This is a genomic window from Pseudomonas sp. B20 (genome assembly GCF_020515755.1).
Lineage (GTDB): Bacteria > Pseudomonadota > Gammaproteobacteria > Pseudomonadales > Pseudomonadaceae > Aquipseudomonas > Aquipseudomonas syringae.
Genome location: NZ_JAHPJG010000001.1, coordinates 314,102 through 339,129, shown reverse-complemented (window position 1 = coordinate 339,129; position 25,028 = coordinate 314,102). Strand labels below are relative to the sequence as shown.

Here is a 25,028-nt window from a genome sequence, read left to right as displayed (position 1 = left end):
AATAATGCTCAATCGCAGCGGCCCTGGCCAGTCCCGTGACCCGTACAGACAAGGGCGGTGCAGCGATCAGATCTGAATATCCACCCAGAGCCCCTGGCGCGGCTCGTCGTCGATGAGCGGTACGACGGGTACGGTATTGTCGGCGTTCAGCGAATCACCCGGGACCACCAGCCCCACGTATTCCTCGGCTTCTCCGCCGCCATGAGCCTGCTGCTGTTGCTGCTGGCGCTGTTGCTCTTCACGCAACAGCAACGCGCTGCGCTCAGTATCTTCATTGTGCAGGTCGATGGAGGTCTCGCTGGAGCTCTGCTGCACCGGCGCTACAGGTGGGATGTCCGGCATGCGTTTGGCCGGATCCAGCTGTGATGTCACAGGTACCACACTTAACGGAAGCATAGGTTGCAGCATGGTTTTATCTCCTCTTACCGGGGTTTCGGCCGTGCACGAGGCAACTTGAACCGGGCTGAAATAGCCAGTGGTGGTTTATAAGATCTTTTTTGACCCCTCTCAGTGAAATAAGTGTCATGGAACCAAAAATTCGATAGGTTCCGGCGCTGACCATGAGTTTTTTCACGCTGCCTTTGGCCTTCGGGGCGCGTTCCGTTAACATACTCAGCTTTTTCAAGCGGGAGACAGGCAGCATGGCGCAGCAGTATCAACCGGGGCAACGCTGGATTAGTGACAGCGAAGCCGAGCTGGGTTTGGGCACCGTTCTGGCACAGGACGGCCGCTTGTTGACCGTGCTCTATCCGGCCACTGGCGAAACACGTCAGTACGCACTGCGTAACGCGCCGCTGACCCGCGTGCGCTTCTCCCCTGGCGACGTGATCACGCACTTCGAAAACTGGAAAATGACCGTTCGCGAAGTCGACGATGTCGATGGCCTGCTGGTCTACCACGGCCTGAACGCGCAGAACGAAGTGGTCACGCTGCCGGAAACCCAGTTGTCGAACTTCATCCAGTTCCGCCTGGCGACCGATCGTCTGTTCGCCGGCCAGATCGACCAGCTGTCATGGTTTTCGCTGCGCTACAACACGCTCGAGCACACCAGCCGTCAATTGCAGTCCTCGCTCTGGGGCCTGGGTGGCGTGCGCGCACAGCCTATCGCCCACCAGTTGCACATCGCTCGCGAAGTCGCGGACCGCATCGCGCCACGCGTTCTGCTGGCCGACGAAGTGGGCCTGGGTAAAACCATCGAAGCCGGTCTGGTGATCCATCGCCAACTGCTGTCGGGCCGCGCCAACCGCGTACTGATCCTGGTTCCGGAAAATCTGCAGCACCAGTGGCTGGTGGAAATGCGTCGCCGCTTCAACCTGCAGGTTGCGCTGTTCGACGCCGAGCGTTTCATGGAAAGCGATGCCGGCAACCCGTTCGAAGACACCCAGCTCGCGCTGGTTGCCCTGGAATGGCTGGTCGAAGACGAAAAAGCCCAGGACGCCCTGTTTGCGGCGGGCTGGGACTTGATGGTGGTTGACGAAGCGCATCACCTGGTCTGGCACGAAGACAAGGCCAGCCGCGAATATTCGCTGGTCGAACAGCTGGCCGAAGTCATTGCTGGCGTACTGCTGCTGACCGCGACGCCGGAACAACTAGGCCAGGACAGCCACTTTGCCCGTCTGCGCCTGCTGGACCCGAACCGTTTCCACGACCTCAAGGCCTTCCGTGCCGAGAGCGAGAACTATCGCCCGGTGGCTCAGGCCGTTCAGGAGTTGCTCGACAAGGGCAAGCTGTCCGCAGCAGCGCAGGAGACCATTCACGGCTTCCTGGGTGCCGAAGGCGATTCGCTGCTGGCCGCAGTGAATACCGGCGACGAAGAAGCCAAATCGCGTCTGATTCGCGAACTGCTCGACCGTCATGGCACCGGCCGCGTGCTGTTCCGCAACACCCGCGCCGCGGTGCAGGGCTTCCCGGAGCGCAAGCTGCATCAATACCCGCTGCCCTGCCCCGTCGAATACCTCGAATTGCCGGTCGGCGAGCACGCCGATCTTTACCCGGAAGTCAGCTTCCAGTCGCAATCGGAAGTCAGTGAAGAAGAGCGCTGGTGGCGCTTCGATCCACGCGTCGACTGGCTGATCGATACCCTGAAAATGCTCAAACGCGTCAAGGTGCTGGTCATCTGCGCCCACGCCGAAACCGCCATGGACCTGGAAGATGCGCTGCGTGTGCGTTCCGGTATCCCCGCGACGGTGTTCCACGAAGGCATGAACATCCTTGAGCGCGACCGTGCGGCGGCCTACTTTGCAGACGAAGAGTTCGGCGCCCAGGTGCTGATCTGTTCGGAAATCGGCAGCGAAGGCCGCAACTTCCAGTTCGCCCACCATCTGGTCCTGTTCGATCTGCCGTCGCACCCGGACTTGCTGGAGCAGCGTATCGGGCGTCTTGACCGGATCGGCCAGAAGCACACCATCGAGCTGCACGTCCCTTTCCTGGAAACCAGTCCGCAGGCCCGTCTGTTCCAGTGGTATCACGAAGCGCTCAATGCGTTCCTCAATACCTGCCCGACCGGCAACGCCCTGCAGCATCAGTTCGGCCCGCGCCTGCTGCCGCTGCTGGAAAGCGGTGACGACGACGAGTGGCAAACCCTGATCGATGAAGCCCGCAGCGAACGCGAGCGCCTGGAGAGCGAACTGCATACCGGTCGCGACCGTTTGCTGGAACTCAATTCCGGCGGCGCTGGCGAAGGCGAAGCGCTGGTCGAAGCGATCCTCGATCAGGACGATCAGTTCAGCCTGCCGATCTACATGGAAACCCTGTTCGACGCGTTTGGCATCGACAGCGAGGACCATTCGGAAAACGCCCTGATCCTCAAACCGAGTGAAAAGATGCTCGACGCCAGCTTCCCGCTTGGCGACGACGAAGGCGTGACCATCACCTACGATCGCAATCAGGCGCTGTCCCGCGAGGACATGCAGTTCATCACCTGGGAGCACCCGATGGTGCAAGGCGGCATGGATCTGGTGCTGTCCGGTTCGATGGGCAACACCGCCGTGGCGCTGATCAAGAACAAGGCGCTCAAGCCGGGCACCGTTCTGCTGGAACTGATCTACGTCAGCGAAGTGGTTGCGCCGCGCTCGCTGCAGCTGGGACGTTATCTGCCGCCTGCCGCGCTGCGCTGCCTGCTTGACCCGAATGGCAACGATCTGGCCAGCCGTGTGTCGTTCAACACGCTCAATGATCAGCTCGAAAGTGTGCCCCGTGCCAGCGCCAACAAGTTCATCCAGGCACAACGTGACCAACTGACCCCGAGGATCAACGCGGGCGAAGAGAAAATCACGCCGAAACACGCAGAGCGCGTCGCCGAAGCCCAGCGCCGCCTGGCAGCCGACACCGAAGAAGAGCTGGCCCGCCTGACGGCATTGCAAGCGGTCAATTCGACCGTGCGCGACAGTGAACTGGTAGCTCTGCGCGCGCAACGTGAACAGGGTCTGGCCATGCTTGAAAAAGCGGCCCTGCGTCTGGAAGCGATCCGGGTACTGGTCGCCGGCTGAGGGCCGGTTACACACCCACCTGCCATGCCCATGCGCCGCATGGGCATGGCGCTCCTGCTCACGCTATGACGCAGAGCGTCATGAAAGGCGTTCCCACGCTGGAGCGTGAGGAACGATGTGTCCCGTAGCGCCTAGATATCCGCAACACCCCCTACCGTGCACCTGTTCCCGATATTCGCAACACCCCCTATCGTGCCCATGCTCCGCGTGGGCATGCCCTTCCGGACGCTCTGCGTCCTCCCAATCATGGAGTCCAGACGCGCCAGCCATCACTTTGATGCCAAATTGGCACCTCATGTATTGGCAGGTTGTAAACAGCTTCTATACTCAGCTTACAACGCCAGGCTTTCAGCCCTGGCGCCCTTGCAGTGAGAATAGGGCAAGCTATGGATTGGCTGGGTTTGAACGTATTCGCTGACCCACCAGCGGACGTGCAATTGTTGATCGACTGTAGTCACAACTTGTTTCTGGTCGCGCTGGCTTACGGCGTGGCCTGTGCTGCGTGCTTTGCCACGCTGGACATTGCGGACCGTGTCATCCAGGTCGACGCCCTCAAAAGCCGTCGCCTCTGGAAAGCGCTGGGCGCGCTTTGCCTGGCCGGTGGCGTATGGGCGATGCACTTCATCAGCATGCTGGCCTTCCAGGCACCGCTCAAAATCGCCTATGACCTCTCCATCACGCTGACTTCCCTGCTGATCGTATTGATTACCGCACTGGTGGCCATGCGAGCACTGACCGTCCCGGAACTGACCCTGAGGCGCTGCCTGATCAGCGCTGTGGTAATGGGGATCGGCATCAGCGTCATGCACTACCTGGGCATGTCGGCCATGCGCTCCAGCGCCACGCAGTACTACGAGCCGCGGATGTTTGCCCTGTCGATTGTGGTGGCGGTCCTTTCCAGCATCGCGCTCCTGACCCTGTCCCGGCACTTGCGCCAGTACAGCGGCATGTTTCATCAGATGTTCCGTTACGCGGTTAGCCTTCTGCTGGGCGCAGGCCTGTTGACCATGCACCTGATGGGCATGAAGGCGCTGCGGCTGGTGGTACCCGAAGGCACTGAGCTGCACGGCCCCACCACCGAAAACAGCCTACAGCTGGGGCTTACCATCGCGGCCATCGCCCTGCTGATCATCGCCGGCAGCATCAGCGCGGCAATGGCCGACAAGAAACTGCAAGGCAAGGAGCATGATCTGCAGCGGGTCAATGCACTGCTTACCCAGCTGGATCAGGCACGCGTCTCGCTTCAGCAGGTTGCGCATTACGACCCGCTGACCAATCTGATCAACCGCCGCGGTTTCAATCAGATCTTCGCCGAGAAGCTGCAGGAGCACACTTACACCAAAGGCATGCTCGCAGTGATGTTTCTGGACATCGACCACTTCAAGCGCATCAACGACAGCCTGGGCCATGACGCGGGTGACGAGTTGCTCAAGGTGATCGCCGAGCGCATCCGCAGTGCTACCCGCGCCCAGGACGTGGTAGCCCGTTTCGGCGGCGACGAATTCTGCATCCTGCTGAGCATTCCGGACTACGAAGAGGCACGGCATCTGGCTCATCGGGTCATGCACAAAATGAAGGAGACCATCGCGCTGGCAGGCAGGCGCATGGTCATGACCACCAGTATCGGCATTGCCGTGTTCCCGCGTGACGGCTCGACCTGCGATGAGCTGCTCAAGCACGCGGACCTCGCGCTTTACCAGTCAAAGGACAAAGGGCGCAACGGCGTCAACTTCTTCAACCCGGCGCTCAAGACCAAGGCCAGTCTGGAGCTGCAACTGGAAGAAGAGCTGCGCAATGCCCTGCGCGAGGGCACGGGGCTGCAGGTGTATTACCAGCCTATCGTCGACATGCGCACCGGCCACGTTGCCAAGCTCGAGGCGCTGGTACGCTGGAATCACCCGCACCACGGCCTGCTGGTACCCGCACGCTTCATCGGCATTGCCGAGGCCAACGGCCTGATTGCCGAACTGGACAACTGGGTGCTGCGCCGCGCCTGTCACGACCTGCGCACTTTGCATCAGGAAGGGCTGGAACCGCTGATCATCTCCGTCAACTGCTCAGCGCTGACGCTGGGCCGCAACGAACTGGTCGAGGAGGTTGAGCGGGCGCTGGCCGATGCCGACGCAGCGCCTGGAAGGCTGGAACTGGAGGTGACCGAAAATGCCTTGATGGGCAACATCAGCAACACCATCCTGATGCTCAAGCACATTCGCAGCCTGGGTGTTTCCCTGTCGATCGACGACTTCGGCACGGGTTACTCGTCACTCGCCTATCTCAAGCGGCTGCCACTGGACACGCTGAAGATCGACCGTTCGTTCATTATCGACATCCCCCAGTCCCCGCAGGACATGGAAATCGTTCAGGCAATCCTCGTCATGGCGCATACGCTGCGCTTGAAAGTCGTGACCGAAGGCGTCGAAACCCAGGATCAGCTGGAGTTTCTCAGGCAGTTTGGCAGTGATTACGTACAAGGTTATCTGTTCAGCAGGCCCCAGCCGCTGGAGCGCATCCTGCCCCTTGCCAGACAGATGAACCAGCGCGAACCCACGACCCGCTGGTCTGCCCTGCCACAACAGCATAGCCAGGAGCCGGACAGCGAAACACCGGACATTCCGGATGTGTTTGCCGAACTGTCTGAGAATGACGATTTCGCCAGCCCCAGACCTGTTCGTACCTGAAGGCGCAGCGCACGGCGCCATCGTCGAAAGAAACAGTGCAGCCCGCGAAAACCGCGACCTCCACGGTGTGGTTTTACGCTACGCGGGCTGCCGAAGAGTTACCTTCCAACTCACTCCGGAAAGCCGCAAGGCACCTGACTGGTGCGCAAATCAGTCCTGCGCCCTGTTTTGAATCAAAACCCAAGGTGCCACTACCACAGCCCAGAGCAGCGGATCTGACTCCACCAGCTCAAGCGCCTTGGTTTCAGACACCTTGCCAACCCGCCCCTCAGCCAGCCATGCAGACACCCTGGCTGCATCATTTTCGGCCACTGCCTCGGCGACTTCGATCAAATCCAGAGGCAACTCGACCCACAACAGGGCACCCTTGGCAAAGAATGGTTGCAATTCAGTCCAGGTAATTGAGGCGGTTTCGCCAAGCAGTTTGGCATAGAGGGTGCTAGGTTCTTGCGTCATGGGTTTCACCAAAAAGAAAATCGGCGCAATGATAGCGCTGACTTTCCCACCGGCAAGCCCAGAAGCAGGCGATTTATCGCAGGGAAGTGCAGATAACCTTATGGATCTGAAGTGATTTCAGACGCTCAAGCGGTTCGATTCTGTAACTTTCTTTCGATTAAGCGACACCCACAGGTTTGTCCCCAGACGCCCGGCTTTCCAAGCCAGCGAACCGCGCTCTAAACTGTTCCGGTACAGTTGGCGGCGTGGGACAACCGGTGATCGAATCGGTCCTGGAGCCTTGGCCATCAGGATTATAAAAACTACAACGCAAGAGTGGAGCATCATGACTAAGGGTACCAATAAGCTTTCAAGGCTGTTTGCCGCACTGGTTATGGCGGGGGTTGCCAGCCATTCGTTCGCAGCTGACACCATCAAGATCGGCATCGCCGGCCCCAAGACCGGCCCTGTCGCCGAATACGGCACCATGCAGTTCAATGGCGCCAAGATGGCCATCGAGCAGATCAACGCCAAAGGCGGCGTGGATGGCAAAAAGCTTGAAGCCGTCGAATACGATGACGCCTGCGATCCGAAACAGGCCGTTGCGGTCGCCAACAAAGTGGTCAATGACGGCGTGAAATACGTGGTCGGCCACCTCTGCTCCAGCTCCGCTCAGCCAGCCTCCGACGTTTACGAAGACGAAGGCATCATCATGGTGACTCCGGCTGCCACCAGCCCGGAAATCACCGCGCGCGGCTACAAACTGGTGTTCCGCACCATCGGTTTGGACAGCGCCCAGGGTCCGGCCGCTGGCAACTACATTGCCGACGTCGCCAAGCCGAAAATCGTTGCAGTCATCCACGACAAGCAGCAGTACGGCGAAGGTATCGCGACAGCCGTCAAGCAGACGCTGGAGAAAAAAGGCGTCAAGGTTGCGCTGTTCGAAGGCATCAACGCTGGCGACAAGGACTTCTCGTCGCTGATCGCCAAGCTCAAGCAGGCCAACGTCGACTTCGTTTACTACGGCGGCTACCACCCTGAGCTGGGCCAGATCCTGCGACAGTCCAAGGAAAAAGGCCTGAACGCCAAATTCATGGGCCCTGAAGGCGTCGGCAACGAGTCGATCTCGCAAATTGCTGGCGAAGCTTCCGAAGGCCTGCTGGTCACCCTGCCAAAATCCTTCGACCAGGACCCGGCCAACAAGGCACTGACCGAAGCCTTCAAGGCCAAGAGCCAGGACCCGAGCGGCCCGTTCGTGTACCCGTCCTACTCCGCCGTGCAGGTCATTGCTGACGGCATCGCGGCCGCCAAGTCCGAAGACACCACCAAGGTGGCTGCTGCCATCCATGCCGGTACCTTCAAGACGCCAATGGGCGAGCTGAGCTACGACGAAAAAGGTGACCTGAAGAACTTCCAGTTCGTGGTCTACGAGTGGCACTTCGGCAAACCCAAGACCGAAGCCGCCAAATAAGCTGCTTGCGTCAACCCTCAAAGCCCACTGCCAGCGCAGTGGGCTTTGTTTTACGAATCCAGGCCCGTACGCACGTTTCGGCGACCCGAACGGCATGCACGAGGCCCCCTGAAAATCTTAAAACCGTCAATAGCGGTTCCTTGGCAGCGCAACAGGCTACGCATCGACAGAATGCCACCCCGGCGCAGGTCAGAGAAATGCAGATCAGGTTTTTAGGAGCGCGGTAAATGCCCGAGTTATTCCACTACATGCAGCAGCTGGTCAATGGCCTGACCATTGGCAGTACGTATGCATTGATCGCCATCGGTTACACGATGGTGTACGGCATCATCGGAATGATCAACTTCGCCCATGGCGAGGTGTACATGATCGGTTCCTATGTAGCTTTCATGGCACTCGCCGGTCTGGCGATGCTGGGGATTCACAGCCTGCCGTTGCTGATGATTGCCGGTTTTGCCGCTGCGATCATCGTGACCAGTGCCTACGGATACAGCATCGAGCGCGTAGCCTACCGTCCGTTGCGCAACAGCAACCGTCTGATTCCACTGATTTCTGCCATCGGCATGTCGATCTTTCTGCAGAACTCGGTCCAGCTTTCCCAGGGCTCCGGCAACTTCGCCATCCCCAACCTGCTGCCCGGCAGCCTCTCGTTCGGGCCCGGTGGCGCAGAGGAAGTGCTGATTTCCTACATGCAGATCGTGGTGTTCGTCGTCACCCTGGTGGCCATGACCGGCCTGACCCTGTTCATCTCCCGCTCGCGAATGGGCCGCGCCTGCCGCGCCTGCGCCGAGGACATGAAGATGGCCAATCTGCTGGGGATCAATACCAACAACATCATCGCCCTGACCTTCGTGGTAGGTGCTGCACTGGCCGCCGTCGCCGCCATGCTGCTGAGCATGCAATACGGCGTGATCAACCCCAACGCCGGTTTCCTCGTCGGCCTGAAAGCCTTCACGGCTGCGGTACTGGGCGGCATCGGTTCGATCCCGGGTGCCGTGCTCGGTGGCCTGGTGCTGGGCGTCGCCGAAGCCTTCGGTGCCGACATTTTTGGTGATCAGTACAAGGACGTCGTGGCTTTCGGCCTGCTGGTCCTGGTGCTGCTGTTCCGACCGACCGGCATTCTGGGTCGTCCGGAGGTTGAGAAAGTATGAGCAAGTCTTTCAAACAGGCGCTGTTCAGCGCCGCACTGGTCTGGGCTGTGGCCTACCCGGTGTTCGGCCTGAAACTGGCCTTTTCCGGCGTCACCCTGCAAGTGCAGAACGCCAGCCCGATGACCCTGACCATCATTGCCGTATGTTCGGTCCTGCTGTTTCTGCGCGTATTGTTTGCCGAGCAGATCAGCGGCCTGCGTCGCGGCTCCGACAAACCGCTGATCCCGCAAAAGACCAGCGACTTCCTGACCCAGCCGAAAACCCAGCGCTGGGGCCTCGCGGCGCTCATCGTACTGGCCTTCATCTGGCCATTCTTCGGGTCGCGCGGTGCGGTGGACATTGCCACGCTGATCCTGATCTACGTGATGCTCGGCCTCGGCCTGAATATCGTGGTCGGCCTGGCAGGTCTGCTTGACCTGGGCTATGTCGGTTTCTATGCGGTCGGCGCCTACAGCTATGCCCTGCTGTCGCACTATTACGGGCTCGGTTTCTGGATCTGCCTGCCGATCGCGGGGTTGATGGCGGCGCTGTTCGGATTCCTGCTGGGCTTTCCGGTGTTGCGCCTGCGCGGCGACTATCTGGCCATCGTGACGCTGGGGTTCGGCGAGATCATCCGCATCTTCCTGCGTAACCTGACCGATATCACTGGCGGTCCGAACGGCATCAGCAACATCGAAAAGCCGACCCTCTTCGGTCTGACCTTCGAGCGCAAGGCCGCTGAGGGCATGCAGACCTTCCACGAGTTCTTCGGTCTGCCGTACAACTCGATCAACAAGGTCATCTTCCTCTACCTGATCGCCCTGCTGCTGGCACTGGCGGCGTTGTTCGTCATCAATCGCCTGCTGCGCATGCCGATCGGCCGGGCCTGGGAAGCCCTGCGCGAAGATGAAATCGCCTGCCGCGCACTGGGTCTGAACCCGACCGTGATCAAGCTCTCGGCCTTCACCCTTGGCGCTGCATTCGCAGGCTTCGCGGGCAGCTTCTTTGCTGCACGTCAGGGTCTGATCACTCCGGAGTCGTTCACTTTCATCGAGTCGGCAATCATCCTGGCCATCGTGGTGCTGGGTGGCATGGGCTCGCAACTGGGCGTGATCCTGGCGGCGATCGTGATGATCCTGTTGCCTGAGCTGATGCGTGAATTCAGTGACTACCGCATGCTGATGTTCGGCGCGTTGATGGTGCTGATGATGATCTGGCGTCCACAAGGCTTCCTGCCGATGCAGCGGCCCGAAATGAAATTGAAAGCGGAGCTGCCGAAATGAGCCGCCCATTACTGCAAGCCACTGGCTTGAGCATGCGTTTTGGCGGCCTGCTGGCGGTCAATGGCGTTGCCCTGAGCGTCAATCAGGGGCAGGTCGTGTCGATGATCGGCCCCAATGGCGCCGGCAAGACGACAGTTTTCAACTGCCTGACCGGTTTCTACCGGCCGAGCGCGGGCACGATTCTGCTCGACGGTGAGCCGATCCAGGGCCTGGCTGGCCATCAGATCGCGCGCAAGGGCGTGGTGCGTACGTTCCAGAACGTGCGCCTGTTCAAGGAAATGACCGCCGTGGAGAACCTGCTGGTTGCCCAGCACCGGCATTTGAACACCAACTTCCTGTCCGGCCTGTTCAAGACGCCCGCGTTCCGCCGCAGCGAACGTGAAGCCATGGACTACGCCGAGCACTGGCTTGAGGCGGTCAACCTCAGGGAATTCGCCAACCGCCCTGCCGGGACGCTGGCCTACGGTCAGCAACGCCGCCTGGAAATCGCCCGCTGCATGATGACGCGTCCGCGCATTCTGATGCTCGACGAACCGGCAGCGGGTCTGAACCCCAGAGAAACCGATGATCTGAAAGCGCTGATCGGCGTGTTGCGCAGCGAGCACAACGCGACGGTCCTGTTGATCGAGCACGACATGAAACTGGTGATGAGCATTTCCGACCACATCGTGGTGATCAATCAGGGCACGCCTCTGGCCGATGGCACGCCGGAACAGATTCGTGACAATCCCGATGTGATCAAAGCCTACCTGGGGGAAGCGTAAATGCTGCAGTTCGAAAACGTTTCCACCTTCTACGGCAAGATCCAGGCGCTGCACAGCGTCAACGTGGAAGTACGCCAGGGTGAAATTGTCACCCTGATCGGCGCCAACGGCGCGGGCAAGTCCACCCTGCTGATGACCCTGTGCGGCTCACCGCGCGCCCACAGCGGCAGTATCCGCTACATGGGCGAGGAACTGGTCGGGCTGGAGTCGTCGATCATCATGCGCAAGAGCATTGCCGTGGTGCCGGAAGGCCGCCGGGTATTTGCACGTCTGACCGTTGAAGAGAACCTGGCGATGGGCGGTTTCTTCACGGAAAAAGAGGATTATCAGGAACAGATGGACAAGGTTCTGCACCTCTTTCCCCGCCTCAAGGAACGCTTCAATCAGCGCGGCGGCACCATGTCCGGCGGCGAACAGCAGATGCTGGCCATTGGTCGCGCACTGATGAGCAAGCCCAAGTTGCTGTTGCTGGACGAGCCTTCACTGGGTCTGGCGCCGATCATCATCCAGCAGATTTTCGAGATCGTCGAACAGCTGCGCCGCGATGGCGTGACGGTGTTTCTGGTCGAACAGAACGCCAACCAGGCCCTGAAAGTCGCCGACCGCGCCTACGTACTGGAAAACGGCCGCGTGGTCATGCAAGGCACAGGTGAAGAACTGCTGGTCGATCCGAAAGTGCGGGACGCGTATCTGGGCGGGTAAGCGCACGCCACGTCCCGAGAGGCCGAAACGGTTTTGCAGGAGCGAATCGGGCGACGCTTCGCTTGTTCGTGAAGGCGTTCGTTTAAACGATGTATTTTCGTCGAACAAAACGGCCCTTTCGCGAACAGGTTCGCTCCTACGGTCAGCGTCAAACCTGCACGATAGTCGAAGCCACTGCTCGCGCGATAAGCATCCCGACCCTTGTGATGCACCTCCAGTCTGAGTAACGTGGCGGCACTTGTCTGGAGACCACATCATGTTCGCTGCCCGTTCCGTCCTCGTATTTGCTCTTCTACCGCTGTTTGCCGGGTGTCAGTTGCTCGGTAAACAGGCCGAGGAACCGAAGGTTTCCACCGCGGGCATGCTCCGTATGCAGGGCGACCTGACCGGGGAAAACGGCCAGTTGCTGTTCAAGCCGTGTAACGAGCAGCGTCGCTACGTGGTCAAGGATCGCGGCAACACCGGCATTCTGCAGGAAGCGGCCTCGCTGGCAGACAGCAAGGGCACGGTGTTTGCCGATCTGCGCGGCAGCTTTGCCGCAAGCAAGGCAGCCAACAGTGACGGTCAGCTGGACCTGCATCAGTTGTACCGCGTCGAACGTCCCGGCCAGGCCTGTGAAGACCTCAATTTCAAACGCCTGACATTGCACGTCAATGGCAACAAGCCCGCCTGGAACGTCAATGTCAGCGGCAAGGGCATGGTTCTGGAGCGCGAGGGCGTTGCGCCACTGGCGCTGCCCTACGTGGAAGAGAAGCTGCCGGACGGCAGTTTCAGCGTCAGCAGCGAAGCCAACAACCAACGCATCGAGATCTGGGTCGCGCCACAGCGCTGCGTCGACAGCGTCGACGGCTCGGTGCAACACCTCACCGCAGAGCTGCGCATCAACGGCCAGGCCCAGCGTGGCTGCGGTTATTACGGCGGTTCACGCGACGACTGATCGCCCAGGCTCGCCGCCAAAGGGGTTCAGCGCTTATAATCGCCGGTTCTTGTAGTGCTGTCGGGCTGAACCTGCGGCCCGAAAACTGGACCCCTTAATGTTACGAATCACCGAACTCAAGCTGCCGATCGATCATCCGGAAGAAGACCTGCGCGTTGCGCTCTTGAAGCACCTGGGTATCGACAGCGGCGAACTGCTGGACTTTACCCTCTTCAAGCGCAGCTACGACGCGCGCAAAAAGTCTTCCGAGCTGTGCTTCATCTACACCATCGACTTCCAGGTCAAGGATGAAGAAGCACTGCTGCGCAAGCTGGCCAATGACCGCCACGTCGGCCCGGCACCTGATGTCAGCTACAAAGTCGTCGGTCACGCTCCCGAGGGGCTGACAGAGCGCCCGATCGTCGTGGGTTTCGGACCCTGCGGTATCTTTGCCGGCCTGCTGCTCGCGCAGATGGGCTTCAAGCCGATCATTCTCGAGCGCGGCACCGAAGTTCGTCAGCGCACCAAGGACACCTGGGCGCTGTGGCGCAAAAACGTCCTCAACGCCGAGTCCAACGTGCAATTTGGCGAGGGCGGTGCCGGGACCTTTTCCGACGGCAAGCTTTACAGCCAGATCAAGGACCCGAAATTCATCGGCCGCAAGGTGCTGCACGAGTTCGTGAAGGCCGGCGCGCCGGATGAAATCCTCTATGTCAGCAAGCCGCATATCGGCACGTTCCGCCTGACGGGCGTGGTCGAGAACATGCGCCATCAGATCGAAGCGCTGGGCGGCGAAGTGCGCTTTCAGCAGCGCGTGACCGACGTGATGATCGAGGACGGCCAATTGCTGGGTGTGCAACTGGACAGCGGCGAACAGCTCGAGTCCCGGCACGTGATTCTGGCGCTGGGCCACAGTGCCCGTGACACCTTCCGCATGCTGCACGGCCGTGGCGTGTTCATGGAAGCCAAGCCGTTCTCGGTGGGCTTCCGCATCGAACACCCGCAATCGTTGATCGACCGCGCGCGACTGGGCAAGTACGCCGGTCACCCGAAGCTCGGCGCAGCCGATTACAAGCTGGTGCATCACGCCAGCAACGGTCGCTCGGTCTACAGCTTCTGCATGTGCCCTGGCGGCACGGTCGTGGCAGCCACGTCAGAGCCCGGTCGAGTGGTCACCAACGGCATGAGCCAATACTCACGCAACGAACGCAATGCCAACTCGGGCATCGTGGTCGGTATCTCGCCGGAACAGGACTACCCTGGCAGCCCGCTGGCCGGTATCGAGTTGCAGGAGCGTCTGGAATCCCACGCCTATCTGCTCGGCGGCAGCAACTACGAGGCTCCTGCGCAACTGGTCGGCGACTTCATTGCAGGCCGGGCCTCGACCGCTCTGGGCAGCGTTGAACCGTCCTACAAGCCGGGTGTGAAGCTGGTGGACCTTGCCGAGGCCCTGCCCGCCTTTGCCATCGAAGCGATTCGTGAAGCGTTGCCTGCGTTCGACAAGCAGATCAAAGGCTTCTCGCTGCACGACGCTGTGCTGACCGGCATCGAAACCCGCACCTCGGCACCGCTGCGCATTACCCGCGGGCCGACTCTGCAAAGCCTGAACACCAAAGGCCTTTACCCGGCCGGTGAAGGCGCTGGCTATGCGGGCGGGATTCTCTCGGCTGGCGTAGACGGCATTCGGGTGGCCGAAGCGCTGGTGCGCGACATGCTGGGTATCGAGGGCTGACCCCGGTCTGACTGTCGTTATACATAAGCCTTGTGGGAGCATTCACGCCTGGCAATAAAAAACCCCGAGCATTGCGGCTCGGGGTTTTGCTGTGCGGTGTTGCAGATCAATGGGTAACGCGGCTGGTGCCGTTGACGCTCATGATGCGCACGCGCTCGCCGACCCGGAAAATTTCGTTTTCCTGAACCTGCTGCACGTAGGCACGCATGCTGCCGTCATCCTCACGCACGGTGATTTCGACACCTTGCGTACGGGTCAGGCCTTCCTCGGTCGCCGAACCCAACAGACCACCGGCCACTGCACCGATCACCGCTGCCACGATACTGCCGCGACCGCCACCGATAGCGCTGCCGCCCACACCACCAACGACTGCACCCGCCGCGCCGCCGATCGGGGTCTTGGTGCCCTCGATCTTGACCGGACGCAAGGATTCGATCGTCCCCATGCGAACTGTCTGTACGGTCCTGGCCTCGTCACGGGAATAGGAATCACCGGTCAGATTCGAGGTACAGCCGCCCAGCGTCAGGGCCATGGCAGTGAACGAAGCAACCAGAAGAGCAGACTTGCGCATAAAAGGAATCTCCAGAGGAATCAGTGGCCATTAGACTACCCGACAAAGGTGCTGTCACGGCCCCGAGCCTGCAAATTAAATTGATTCAGGCCTCATACAGCCACAGCCCGTATAACGCTCAGACGATTGACCAAACGAATAATTCAATCAGGGTGCAAGGCGCTCGCGTGTCCATCTGTCGTCTATCAAACGATAGTTCAAACGGTCGTGAAGTCGACTGGAGCGACCCTGCCAGAACTCGATCCGCTCGGGCAAAAGACGATAGCCCCCCCAGTGCTCCGGGCAGTGTGGCTGGGTGTCTGCGAAGCGTTGTTCCGTCTGTCTGATCAGGCCTTCAAGTTCGTCGCGATCCGCGATCACGCGACTCTGTGGCGAGGCCCATGCACCCAGACGGCTGCCCAGAGGGCGCACCTGGTAATAAGCGTCGGATTCTTGCGCTGAGACTTTCTCCACCCGGCCCTCGATACGCACCTGGCGCTCCAGTGTCGGCCAGAAGAAGGTCATCGCGGCAAATGGACGTGCAGCGATCTGCTGGCCCTTGGCGCTCTCGTAGTTAGTGAAAAACGTGAAGCCCTGAGTGTCCAGGCCCTTGAGCAGCAAGACGCGGCAATGTGGACGTCCTTGCTCATCAACCGTCGCCAGTGTCATGGCGTTAGCCTCGACAGGCGGCTGCTCGGTGTTCACCGCGTCGGCAAACCATGCATGAAAGAGTGCAAAGGGCTCGTCCGGTGATTGCGCTTCGGTCAACCCGTCGCGCGTGTAATCACGGCGCATGTCGGCCAGGGTCTGAGTCATGGTTTCATTCCTGCGCAGATATCATGAACGTTAGCTAACTCTCGTTACGAGGCTCGGCGCTCGCCGTTATCACACATTCGTTTTTGATTCTGGCCGAAGGCCGTGGGAGCGAACTTGTTCGCGAAGACGGTGATTCAGACGATACGTTTCGCAGACTGTACCGGCCTTTTCGCGAACAAGTTCGCTCCCACGCCCTCCGGGCAGAAGCCTGAAAGCCTTGTTTTTCAGGCTATTCAGGACTTGTGCACAACGCAAAGCGCGGAGCGTGGAGACGAAAGTCGTGAGGTAACCAGGCCTCAGTTACTGGCCTGGCTGTCATCTTTCTTGGCGGGCGCCTTGGCCTTGGTCGCTGCCGGTTTCTTGGCCGCTGCGGTGCTCTTGGCAGGCGCTGCCTTTTTGGCAGTGCTGGCCTTGGCCGGCGCTTTCTTGGCAGTATCTTTCTTCGCCACGGCGGCTTTCTTGGCAGGCGCGGCAGCAGGTGCTGGCGCTACTGGCTTGACGTCCTGGGTGGCAACCATGACCGGAGCAACCGGCGGCAGCGCATAACGGGCCATCAGCGCGCGCATGGTGTCCTGCGGCGTCATGAGGATCTCGACCCGACGGTTGAGCGCACGGCCCTGCAGGCTGTCGTTGGCGGCACGCGGCATCACCGCACCCATGCCACGCTGGCTCAGGCGGTTACGCTCCAGGCCACTGAGACGGAAAATCGCGGCAACCGATTGGGCGCGCTCCTGGCTGATCTTCTGGTTGGCTTCGATAGGACCCGAAGTGTCGGCATGACCGAGGATCAGCACGGCAGTTTTCTGATCGCCTTCGACCACCTTGGCCAGACGGGTGATCGGACCCAGCGTGTTCGGCAGCAGCATGGCCGGACGGTCAGGGTTGAACGAGCTGTCGACTGGCGCGGTGATTGCCAGCAGGTCTTCGCGACGCTCCAGCTGGAACGGGCTGTCCTTGATTGCAGCGCGCAGGCGCGGCTCGTACTCGTCCAGCCAGGCCTGGGTCACTTTCGGATCAGGCATCGGCAGCGCTTTCGGCTCGTCCTTGGCGGAATCGTTGCCAAACGGCCACCACCACTTGGTGTCGGTCTCCGATTTGGCAACCATCGCCGGCGCAGCGGGCTTGGCTGCCGGCTTGTCGGCCACGGCATCAGGTTTGGCCTGCGCATTATCGTTCGAACCGAACGGCCAGTACCACGGCGCGCTGTTTTCCGCACCTGCCGCACCTGCCGCAGGTGCCGGCGTTGCAGCAGCCTTGGCAACCGGAGCGGGTGCCGGGCTCGGTGCCGGAGCCTTGGCAGCGGTGCCTGCGTCAGCGGACTCGCTGCCGGAACCGAACTGCCACCAATGGCCTCCGGTTGCAGCAGAGTCGGATTGTGGGGTTTGGGCACAGCCGGTCACGGCGATGCACAGGGCGAGAACGAGGCTTTTATTAGACGACATGGGTAACCCGCAACGGTTTTGATCAGACAGAAGGACGTAACTACGCCGGTATAACATGCATAAAGATGCAGTTGGAAAAAGAAACCGTCGTACGGTTCCTGTTACAGCCATTTAACTGACAGTCGGTATGAAACAAGCACTTATAGCCGATACTTACTGCAAACACTCACGCAGAACCCCGACCAGTTTCTGAGCACGTGGGTCCATCAGAATGTAGGGCCCCAACGTATTGGTAACGAAGCCAAAGGCAACCTCGTGATCAGGATCGGCAAAACCTACCGAACCGCCCGCCCCCGGATGGCCAAAGGCTTTGGGCCCCAGGCCGTAGGTCGCGTTGGCGACGCCCGGCTGATCGAGCATGCAGCCCAGTCCCAGACGGGTCGAGGTCAGTAATGTCTTGTCCTGACCGAGGCTGTGTTCACGGGTCAGCTCATTGAGCATGTCTGCTTCAAGCAGGCTGCCATCGAGCAGACCGTTATAGAAACCGGCAAGACTGCGCGCATTGCCGTGGCCGTTGGCCGCCGGTTGCTGCATGCGGCGCCACTCCGGCTTGTTGGTGCTGGTCATGATCGACGGCGGGTTGGTGAACGCCTTGGCAGTAATCGAAGCCGGCTCACGCATCGTCGCCTGCAGCACGCGCTGGGCAGCGTCGTCACCGGCATTGCCTTTGCCGCGTGCGATGTGGGCCACGCGATGAAACTGGTCATCCGCCAGGCCCACATGAAAATCCAGCCCCAGCGGGCGGGCGATACGCGCAGCAATGGATTCCCCCGGGCCTCGACCATCGGCGCGGCGCAGCATCTCGCCCACCAGCCAGCCATAGGTGATCGCCGCATAACCATGCCCCTGACCCGGTGTCCACCAGGGTTCTTCGGCTGCCAGGGCGGCGGTCATGGTGTCCCACTGGTAAAGCGCTTCGGCAGGCAATGGCTCACGCAACGCGGGCAGCCCGGCCTGATGGCAGAGCAATTGGCGAAGCGTGATGGAGGCCTTGCCCGCAGCGGCGAATTCGGGCCAAAGCCTGGCCACGGGTTCGTCCAGCTTCAACTTGCCCTCTTCGACCAGTTGCAGAACCGCCACGCTGGTGAAGGTCTTGGTGCAGGAGAACAGGTTGAGAATAGTGTCGGTGTGCCACGCCTCGGCACCGTCCTTGTCGGCAGTGCCCGCCCACAGATCGATGACGGTCTGGCCACCAACCTGAATGCACAAGGCAGCGCCGCGCTCCTGAGGGTCGTCAAAGAGCGCCGCAAAGGCTTCACGTACTGCTTCGAATTGAAGTTCGTAATGACCCTGGATCTGCAACGGCTGACTCCTGACTGGCAACATGAGCCCGACGACAGGCTAAATGGCGCGTATTGTTTCAGCGATCGAGCGCTTTGGGAACAGATGTGAAACGCTCTTCATCTTTGGCTCAGGTTATTTCCCGACGGAACGGTGGCAGCGCATTGAGAATCGCCTTGCCATAGCGCTGGGTGACCACGCGGCGGTCCAGCAGCGTGATGGTGCCGCGGTCCTCTTCGGTACGCAGCAAGCGACCACAGGCCTGCACCAGACGCAACGAGGCATCCGGCACGGCGATCTCCATGAACGGGTTGCCGCCACGCGCTTCGATCCACTCGGCCAGCGCAGCCTCGACCGGGTCATCCGGCACCGCGAACGGGATCTTGGCGATGACCACGTGTTCGCAGTAGGCGCCGGGCAAATCCACACCCTCGGCGAAGCTGGCCAGCCCGAACAGTACGCTGGACTCGCCGCTGTCGACGCGTGCCTTGTGCTTGTTGAGGGTTTCCTGTTTGGACAGGTTGCCCTGAATGAACACCTGCTTGCGCCAGTCACGGTCCAGGCCGTCGAAGACATCCTGCATCTGCTTGCGCGACGAATACAGCACCAGCGTACCTCGCGAACCCTCCACCAGACCGGGCAGGTCGCGAATGATCGCTGCGGTATGCGCCACCGAGTCACGCGGATCGGCCTTGAGGTCCGGCACGCGCAGCACCCCGGCATCGGCGTGATGGAACGGGCTTGGCACCACGGCGGTCACCGCCCCCTTGGGCAGGCCGGCACGCATGCGATAGCGGTCGAACTTGCCCAGCGCGGTCAGCGTCGCAGAAGTGACCAGCGCCCCGTAGGCGATGTTCCACAAGTTGCGACGCAGCATTTCCGCCGCCAGGATCGGGCTGGCATTGACCTCGATATCGAACATTGCACCGCTGTCGGCCAGGGTCAGCCAGCGCGCCATTGGCGGGCTGTCTTCCGGGTCTTCGGCGGTGAAGGCTGTCCATAACTCCCAGTTGCCATGCGCGCGGGCCAGCAGGCTGCCGAACAGCGGATACCATTCTTCGGCCTGATGGCTGGCGATGCCGATGTTGACTTCACCGTCCATGCCTTCCTTGAGCAGCTCGGTCAGGCGCGTGAACAGGTCGTCGAGGCGCGCGAAGCCCTTCTTGAGCTCGATACCCATCTCGCGGATGTGCTCGGGAATCACGCCGCCGACAAAGCGGTGACGTGGACGCTCGCGGCCCTGCATGTCTTCACCGGCGCGGAAATCCGCCAGTTGCTCGCAGGCACCGAACATGAACTGCTGATGGCCCTTGATCTCGCGGGCCAGCTCCGGCACCTGCTCGATCAGCTTGCCCAGATCGCCGGGCAGCGGATGCTGGGCCAGCAGCTTGGCGAGGTTCTTGGCGGTCTGTTCCAGCCAGTCGGCGGTCGATTTCAAACGGGTGTAATGGGCAAAGTGGCCGATGGCCTTGTCCGGCAGGTGATGACCCTCGTCGAATACATACAGGGTGTCACGCGGGTCCGGCAGCACCGCACCGCCGCCCAGTGCCAGGTCGGCCAGCACCATGTCGTGGTTGGTGACGATCACATCGACCTTGCCCATGCCTTCACGCGCCTTATAGAAGGCGCACTGCTGAAAGTTGGGGCAGTGCCGGTTGGTGCACTGGCTGTGATCGGTGGTCAGACGCGCCCAGTCCTGATCGGCGAGTTCCTGCGGCCAGCTGTCGCGATCGCCGTCCCACTTGTTGCCCGCCAGCTTCTGCAACATGCTGGTGAAAAGCTTCTGACTGGCCTCATCGACCTCGATCTTGAAGCCTTCTTCTTCGAACAGCTGCGCGGTCGCGTTGGTCGCGTCACTTTCCTGCAGCAATGCGTCGAGCTTGGACAGGCACATGTAACGCCCGCGCCCCTTGGCCAGGGCGAAGGTAAAATTCAGACCGCTGTTGCGCATCAGGTCCGGCAGGTCCTTGTAGACGATCTGCTCCTGCAGGGCGACGGTCGCGGTGGCGATCACCAGCCGCTTGCCGGCCGCCTTGGCGGTGGGAATCGAGGCGATGGCGTAGGCCACGGTCTTGCCGGTACCCGTTCCGGCCTCGACCGCCACTACCGCAGGATCGCCCGAACGACGGCCCTCTTCATCGGTGTCAATGTCCCCCAGCACCTTGGCGACTTCAGCGATCATCAATCGCTGGCCATAGCGTGGCTTGAGGCTCTTGGCTTCGAGGAAACGCGAGTAAGCGCCCTGGATCTGGGTTTTGAGTTCGGTACTGATCATTGGCTTCGGTTCGGGGGCACGGCTAAAAAGGCTGGATAAATTTTCAGTAGTTCTGAGTGGGCGCTATCATAGCGCGCTAAATCCATCCGCGCAGAACGGAGTGTCCGATGACCGCTTTTTCTACTGTCTATACATTGCATCTGCTGGCTGCCCTGGTGTGGGTTGGCGGCATGTTTTTCGCCTGGATGGTGTTGCGCCCAGCAGTCATTGCAGCACTTGAAGGCCCTTCTCGCCTGAAAGTGTGGGTCCAGGTGTTTCCGCGCTTCTTCGCTTGGGTCTGGGCTGCGGTGGTGCTGCTGCCGATAACCGGCATCGGCATGATTCAGCTCAACTTCACCGGCTTTGAAACCGCGCCGCGTTATGTGCAGATCATGATGGGCCTGTACGTCGTCATGGTTGCGCTGTTCTTGCGTATCCAGTCATTGCAACTGCCGGAGCTGCGTCGTGCCGTGGAAGCCGAGCAGTGGGCCGAGGGCGCGGCGGTATTGGGCAATATCCGCCGCCTGGTCGGCATCAATCTGATTATCGGTCTGGCCGTGGTCATGCTGGCGGCGGCGCGTCCGGGCCTTTGAGGCAAAACGGAACATCGCGGGGCACTGGCGGTGACACCGCGCACAGCTTGCGGGCGTTTTCCTGCCCGATCGGTCATCTTCTGTGCCTGATATCCAAGGCATTCAACATCTTGAAACAGTTTGGCATGGGCTGTGCAAACGCTTGCGATCAGCAGTACGCGCCCACGAAAAGGAGCTTCAATGCCACAGCCGCCGTTCACTCCACCCGCAACGCCCTCAAGATTCTTTATGCCCCTGCTGTTCGCCGCCGCCGCGGCGCTGCCCTGTACCAGCGTCCTGGCAGCGCCCGCCGCTGCCGAAGACTCGGCGCAGGGCGAAGCACTCAGCCCGCCCGCCTCGCCCAAGGAAGGTAAAGGCGCGTATTTTTCAGACTGGTTCAACCAGGACCTGACGCTGATCGGCAGCAAGGACATCAGCTTCGGCCCCAAGCCCAACGATGACATCTACCTGGAGTACGAATACTTCGGCCGCAAAGGGCCGTTCGAGCTGTATGGCTATGTCGACGTACCGAAGATACTCGGCATCGGCAATGATAATGACAAAGGCGTCTGGGACCATGGCTCGCCGCTGTTCATGGAGCACGAGCCACGCGTCTCGATCGACTACCTCGCCGGACGCAGCCTGGCCATCGGCCCATTCAAAGAATGGTACGTCGCCTTCGACTGGATCTATGACCACGGCAGCAATACGGCCAACCGGGCCAACACCTTGTACAGCGGCCTGGGCACCGACATCGATACCCACTCGCGGGTCAATCTGTCGGCCAACTTCTATGGCCGCTACCAGTGGGAGAACTACGGCGCCAGCAACGAGTATTCGTGGGACGGCTATCGCGCCCAGCTCAAATACATCGTACCGATCAGCACGTTCGACAACGGCGCCTCGCTGACCTACATCGGCTTCACCAACTTCGATTTCGGCTCGGACCTCAAGAACGATCTGGCACGCACCGGCAACTCCACGGTCGCTACCAATGTGCTGCTTTACGCCTTCACGCATCTGCGCTTCACCCTGGTTGGCCGCTACTTCCACAATGGCGGCAACTGGCAGGACGGCAGCGAGCTGAACTTCGGCGATGGCAACTTCCGCGCGCGCTCTGATGGCTGGGGCTACTACGCAGGCGTGGGTTACCAGTTCTGAACCTTATTATGACGACAGGAGTTTTCATGAAACACACCACTCGCAACACGCTCTGCGCCACGCTGGCACTGCTCAGCCCGGCTGTCTGGGCGGCTACCGCACCGGTGGCACCGGTCACGCCCAAGGTCATGCTGGTCGCCATGTTTGCGCCCGAAGCACAGAACTGGATCGACCGGCTGCACTTGACCAAGGAAATCCAGGTGCCCGGTCTTGCCGCCGAGTACCCGGCCATCCGCTGTAATGATCAGGACGTCTGCCTGCTGGTCACCGGCATGGGCCAGACCAACGCTGCGGCATCGACCCTGGCGCTGGCCCTGTCGCCGCAATTCGACCTGCGCAAGACTTACTTCATTGTCGCGGGCATTGCCGGCATCAACCCGCACCGCGGCACACTCGGCACCACTGCCTGGGCGCATTATCTGGTGGAGTTCGGCACGCAGTGGGAAATCGATTCCCGCGATGTGCCCAAGGACTGGCCGACCGGTTATCTGGGCATCAACACCAAAGGCCCGAACGAGAAACCGCCGCTGGACTACAAGACCGAAGTCTTCGAGCTCAACCCCAAGCTGCAGGCCAAGGCGTTTGCCCTGTCGCACAAGGTGACGCTCAGCGAGAGCAAGGAATCAGCCGCCTGGCGCGTCAAATACCCTTATGCGCCTGCCAACCAGCCGCCGCAGGTCACGCAGTGCGACACGCTGGCAGGCAATACCTGGTTCTCCGGGACGCGTCTGAGCGAGCGTGCGGAAGTCTGGACCAAGCTCCTGACCGACGGTAAAGGCGAGTATTGCACCACCCAGCAGGAGGATAACTCCACCTACGAGGCTCTGTTGCGAGCGAGCAAGGCCGGCAAGGTCGATGTCAATCGCCTGGCTGTCGTGCGCGCGGGCTCCGACTTCGATCGTCCGTATCCGGGTTACAGCGAAGTGGACAACCTGCTCAAGTACGCCGATCAGGGTGCCTTCGTCCCGGCGCTGGAAAACCTCTACCGCACCGGTAACCCGCTGGTGCAGGCAATTGTCGGCGACTGGAAGAATTGGGAAAAAGGCGTACCGCAATAACGTGATGTGAAGCGATTCGCGACTGTCCAGATCATGGCCTTACGCCTGATCCGGACATCTCGCAGATTACAGACGTTGCAGGATCAACGCGCCTGCCGGTCCCGGAGCACCTGGCAGACCGGGCTCACCCTGTCTGCCAGCCTTGCCGCCCTCAGCGCGGTAGACGATGCAGCCTTTGGACGCACCGCCCTTGCCTGCCTTGCCGCCTTCGCCAGCCTTGCCCGCTGCGCCACCTGCGACATTCACCTTGATGCGTTCGGCCGGATAGCTCTGTGGCAGTTCAAGACGAACCTGCGCGCCCGCAGCGCCGTCATGCCCATTACCGCCGCTGTCGCCGTTATAACCACGCCCGGCCTGGCCCCAGGTGCAACCAGGGTCTTCGCCCGTGCCGCCGTCCAGCCCGGCATAGCCTGGGCTGCCTGCACCACCGCGGGCGTCAATCGACAGTTCTTCGGCATTCAGGCTCTGCAGGCGCAGGGTCAGGTTGCGCCCTGGCCGTGCCGGTTTCTCGAAAGTACCCGGTGCGCCGCGTGCGGTGATCTGGCTGCCGGTGCCGAACTCACCGTGCAGCACGACCATGTTGAACGCCTGCACACCAGGGACGATGGCAATTCGCGCTTCATGCCCCAGCACCAGCTCGCCAATCTTCACATCATCGATACCGGCCGGAATCAGCAGAGTGCCGTAGTCGGCCACTTCAAGGCGCTCGACCTGCAGAACGCTGCTGTTACCAGGCAGACGCATCAGCGAGTGCGGAGCAACGATAATTGCCTGGGCCATGGCCAGAGGGCTGAACAATGCTGCCAACAGAACGAGCTTACGCATGAGTGTGCCCCCTGACCGGACGGCCGATGGATTGAACGTGAAAGATGCCGAACAGGATGATTTTGCCCCGGTCGCGCCACGGATGCCGGCGACCGCGCAGGCTGCCGTTGAACAGAATCAGCTCCAGCAAATGCGTCAACAGCAGCACCGCGCCGGCCATATCGATCATCACGCCAAACGGGCTGGGCGCCTCGATCGCCGCGTTGACCAGCACCACCAGCCAGAAGCCCAGCATCAATATCTTTCCCAGCCCCCAAAACACCTTCATTGCCCGCCCACCCCTTGTCATGATCCGTTACGAAATTGCAGTCTTCGCATGCTTTTCGTCGCCGCACAGTAGACGTGCTGTACGCCGAATATGCCAGCGGTGTGTTGAAAAAGATCCGGAATGATCTCGACGCAAGGCAATGTTTGTGTGCGGCAGTACCGCAATCAAGGATAGCGGACACCAAAAAGCCCTGTCACAAAGG

The 25,028-nt window shown here is 60.8% G+C and carries 21 protein-coding genes and 1 pseudogene; 13 read left to right on the top strand and 9 right to left on the bottom strand.

Going from position 1 to position 25,028, the window contains the following annotated elements:
* Positions 1-66: 66 nt before the first annotated feature.
* Complete coding sequence (locus LIX91_RS01480; protein WP_003418438.1) at positions 67-408, bottom strand: hypothetical protein; 342 nt, start codon at positions 406-408, stop codon at positions 67-69.
* 233 nt (positions 409-641) lie between these two features.
* Here LIX91_RS01480 and rapA point away from each other — a divergent pair, with 233 nt between their 5' ends.
* Entirely contained in the window at positions 642-3,488 is a 2,847-nt protein-coding gene (gene rapA, locus LIX91_RS01475; protein WP_226487869.1) for an RNA polymerase-associated protein RapA, read from the top strand.
* Positions 3,489-3,874: 386 nt separating this feature from the next.
* Positions 3,875-6,166, top strand: a complete 2,292-nt coding sequence (locus LIX91_RS01470) for a putative bifunctional diguanylate cyclase/phosphodiesterase (RefSeq protein WP_226487868.1) — start codon at positions 3,875-3,877, stop codon at positions 6,164-6,166.
* A gap of 150 nt (positions 6,167-6,316) precedes the next feature.
* Here LIX91_RS01470 and LIX91_RS01465 read toward each other — a convergent pair whose 3' ends face one another.
* Entirely contained in the window at positions 6,317-6,622 is a 306-nt protein-coding gene (locus LIX91_RS01465; RefSeq protein WP_003418442.1) for a DUF2288 domain-containing protein, read from the bottom strand.
* Here LIX91_RS01465 and LIX91_RS01460 point away from each other — a divergent pair.
* The 8 genes and pseudogenes from LIX91_RS01460 to LIX91_RS01425 all read left to right on the top strand — a co-directional run.
* Positions 6,621-6,872: pseudogene (locus LIX91_RS01460) on the top strand (hypothetical protein); the annotation flags it as partial. The gene LIX91_RS01465 and the pseudogene LIX91_RS01460 sit on opposite strands and share 2 nt — an antisense overlap.
* Positions 6,873-6,947: 75 nt before the next feature.
* Positions 6,948-8,072: a branched-chain amino acid ABC transporter substrate-binding protein gene (locus LIX91_RS01455; protein ID WP_003412836.1), complete on the top strand. Its 1,125-nt coding sequence runs from the start codon at positions 6,948-6,950 to the stop codon at positions 8,070-8,072.
* 227 nt (positions 8,073-8,299) lie between these two features.
* Positions 8,300-9,223, top strand: coding sequence for a high-affinity branched-chain amino acid ABC transporter permease LivH (gene livH, locus LIX91_RS01450; protein WP_003314436.1), 924 nt, complete (start codon positions 8,300-8,302; stop codon positions 9,221-9,223).
* Positions 9,220-10,485 carry a high-affinity branched-chain amino acid ABC transporter permease LivM gene (locus LIX91_RS01445; RefSeq protein ID WP_003418445.1) on the top strand — a complete coding sequence of 422 codons (1,266 nt, stop codon included), beginning with the start codon at positions 9,220-9,222 and terminating at the stop codon, positions 10,483-10,485. The genes livH and LIX91_RS01445 overlap by 4 nt, the downstream gene beginning before the upstream one ends.
* Complete coding sequence (livG, locus tag LIX91_RS01440; RefSeq protein ID WP_032614929.1) at positions 10,482-11,249, top strand: high-affinity branched-chain amino acid ABC transporter ATP-binding protein LivG; 768 nt, start codon at positions 10,482-10,484, stop codon at positions 11,247-11,249. Before LIX91_RS01445 ends, livG begins: the two co-directional genes overlap by 4 nt.
* Positions 11,250-11,951 (top strand): ABC transporter ATP-binding protein, encoded by a 702-nt coding sequence (locus LIX91_RS01435; RefSeq protein ID WP_003393371.1) that lies wholly within the window; start codon positions 11,250-11,252, stop codon positions 11,949-11,951.
* 256 nt (positions 11,952-12,207) lie between these two features.
* Complete coding sequence (locus LIX91_RS01430; protein ID WP_003412840.1) at positions 12,208-12,888, top strand: COG3650 family protein; 681 nt, start codon at positions 12,208-12,210, stop codon at positions 12,886-12,888.
* Positions 12,889-12,985: 97 nt separating this feature from the next.
* Positions 12,986-14,599, top strand: a complete 1,614-nt coding sequence (locus LIX91_RS01425; protein WP_103696339.1) for an NAD(P)/FAD-dependent oxidoreductase — start codon at positions 12,986-12,988, stop codon at positions 14,597-14,599.
* Positions 14,600-14,705: 106 nt separating this feature from the next.
* On the opposite strand, the gene LIX91_RS01420 is transcribed toward LIX91_RS01425, so the two are convergent.
* The 5 genes from LIX91_RS01420 to dinG form a co-directional block, all read right to left on the bottom strand.
* A complete protein-coding gene (locus LIX91_RS01420) occupies positions 14,706-15,170 on the bottom strand; it encodes a glycine zipper 2TM domain-containing protein (protein ID WP_003314430.1) in 465 nt (154 codons plus the stop codon).
* A gap of 147 nt (positions 15,171-15,317) precedes the next feature.
* Complete coding sequence (gene pdxH, locus LIX91_RS01415; protein ID WP_003363512.1) at positions 15,318-15,965, bottom strand: pyridoxamine 5'-phosphate oxidase; 648 nt, start codon at positions 15,963-15,965, stop codon at positions 15,318-15,320.
* Positions 15,966-16,261: 296 nt separating this feature from the next.
* Positions 16,262-17,407, bottom strand: coding sequence for an OmpA family protein (locus LIX91_RS01410; protein WP_226487867.1), 1,146 nt, complete (start codon positions 17,405-17,407; stop codon positions 16,262-16,264).
* Positions 17,408-17,560: 153 nt separating this feature from the next.
* Positions 17,561-18,709 carry a serine hydrolase domain-containing protein gene (locus LIX91_RS01405; protein WP_100072415.1) on the bottom strand — a complete coding sequence of 383 codons (1,149 nt, stop codon included), beginning with the start codon at positions 18,707-18,709 and terminating at the stop codon, positions 17,561-17,563.
* Positions 18,710-18,818: 109 nt separating this feature from the next.
* Positions 18,819-20,963, bottom strand: a complete 2,145-nt coding sequence (dinG, locus tag LIX91_RS01400; protein WP_003402334.1) for an ATP-dependent DNA helicase DinG — start codon at positions 20,961-20,963, stop codon at positions 18,819-18,821.
* Between the two features lie 107 nt (positions 20,964-21,070).
* On the opposite strand from dinG, the gene LIX91_RS01395 reads away from it, so the two are divergent.
* The 3 genes from LIX91_RS01395 (at position 21,071) to LIX91_RS01385 (ending at position 23,733) form a co-directional block, all read left to right on the top strand.
* Positions 21,071-21,535, top strand: coding sequence for a CopD family protein (locus tag LIX91_RS01395; RefSeq protein WP_003418455.1), 465 nt, complete (start codon positions 21,071-21,073; stop codon positions 21,533-21,535).
* Positions 21,536-21,715: 180 nt separating this feature from the next.
* Positions 21,716-22,675 carry a nucleoside-specific channel-forming protein Tsx gene (locus tag LIX91_RS01390; protein WP_410524736.1) on the top strand — a complete coding sequence of 320 codons (960 nt, stop codon included), beginning with the start codon at positions 21,716-21,718 and terminating at the stop codon, positions 22,673-22,675.
* Between the two features lie 26 nt (positions 22,676-22,701).
* Positions 22,702-23,733: a purine-nucleoside phosphorylase gene (locus tag LIX91_RS01385; protein ID WP_003402328.1), complete on the top strand. Its 1,032-nt coding sequence runs from the start codon at positions 22,702-22,704 to the stop codon at positions 23,731-23,733.
* A gap of 66 nt (positions 23,734-23,799) precedes the next feature.
* Here the strand turns inward: LIX91_RS01385 and LIX91_RS01380 are convergent, their stop codons facing one another.
* Positions 23,800-24,558: a hypothetical protein gene (locus LIX91_RS01380; protein WP_003412857.1), complete on the bottom strand. Its 759-nt coding sequence runs from the start codon at positions 24,556-24,558 to the stop codon at positions 23,800-23,802.
* The gene (locus LIX91_RS01375) at positions 24,551-24,826 is read right to left on the bottom strand and encodes a DUF1145 domain-containing protein (protein WP_003402324.1); all 276 of its coding nucleotides are present in this window, start codon (positions 24,824-24,826) and stop codon (positions 24,551-24,553) included. The genes LIX91_RS01380 and LIX91_RS01375 overlap by 8 nt, the downstream gene beginning before the upstream one ends.
* Positions 24,827-25,028: the final 202 nt, after the last annotated feature.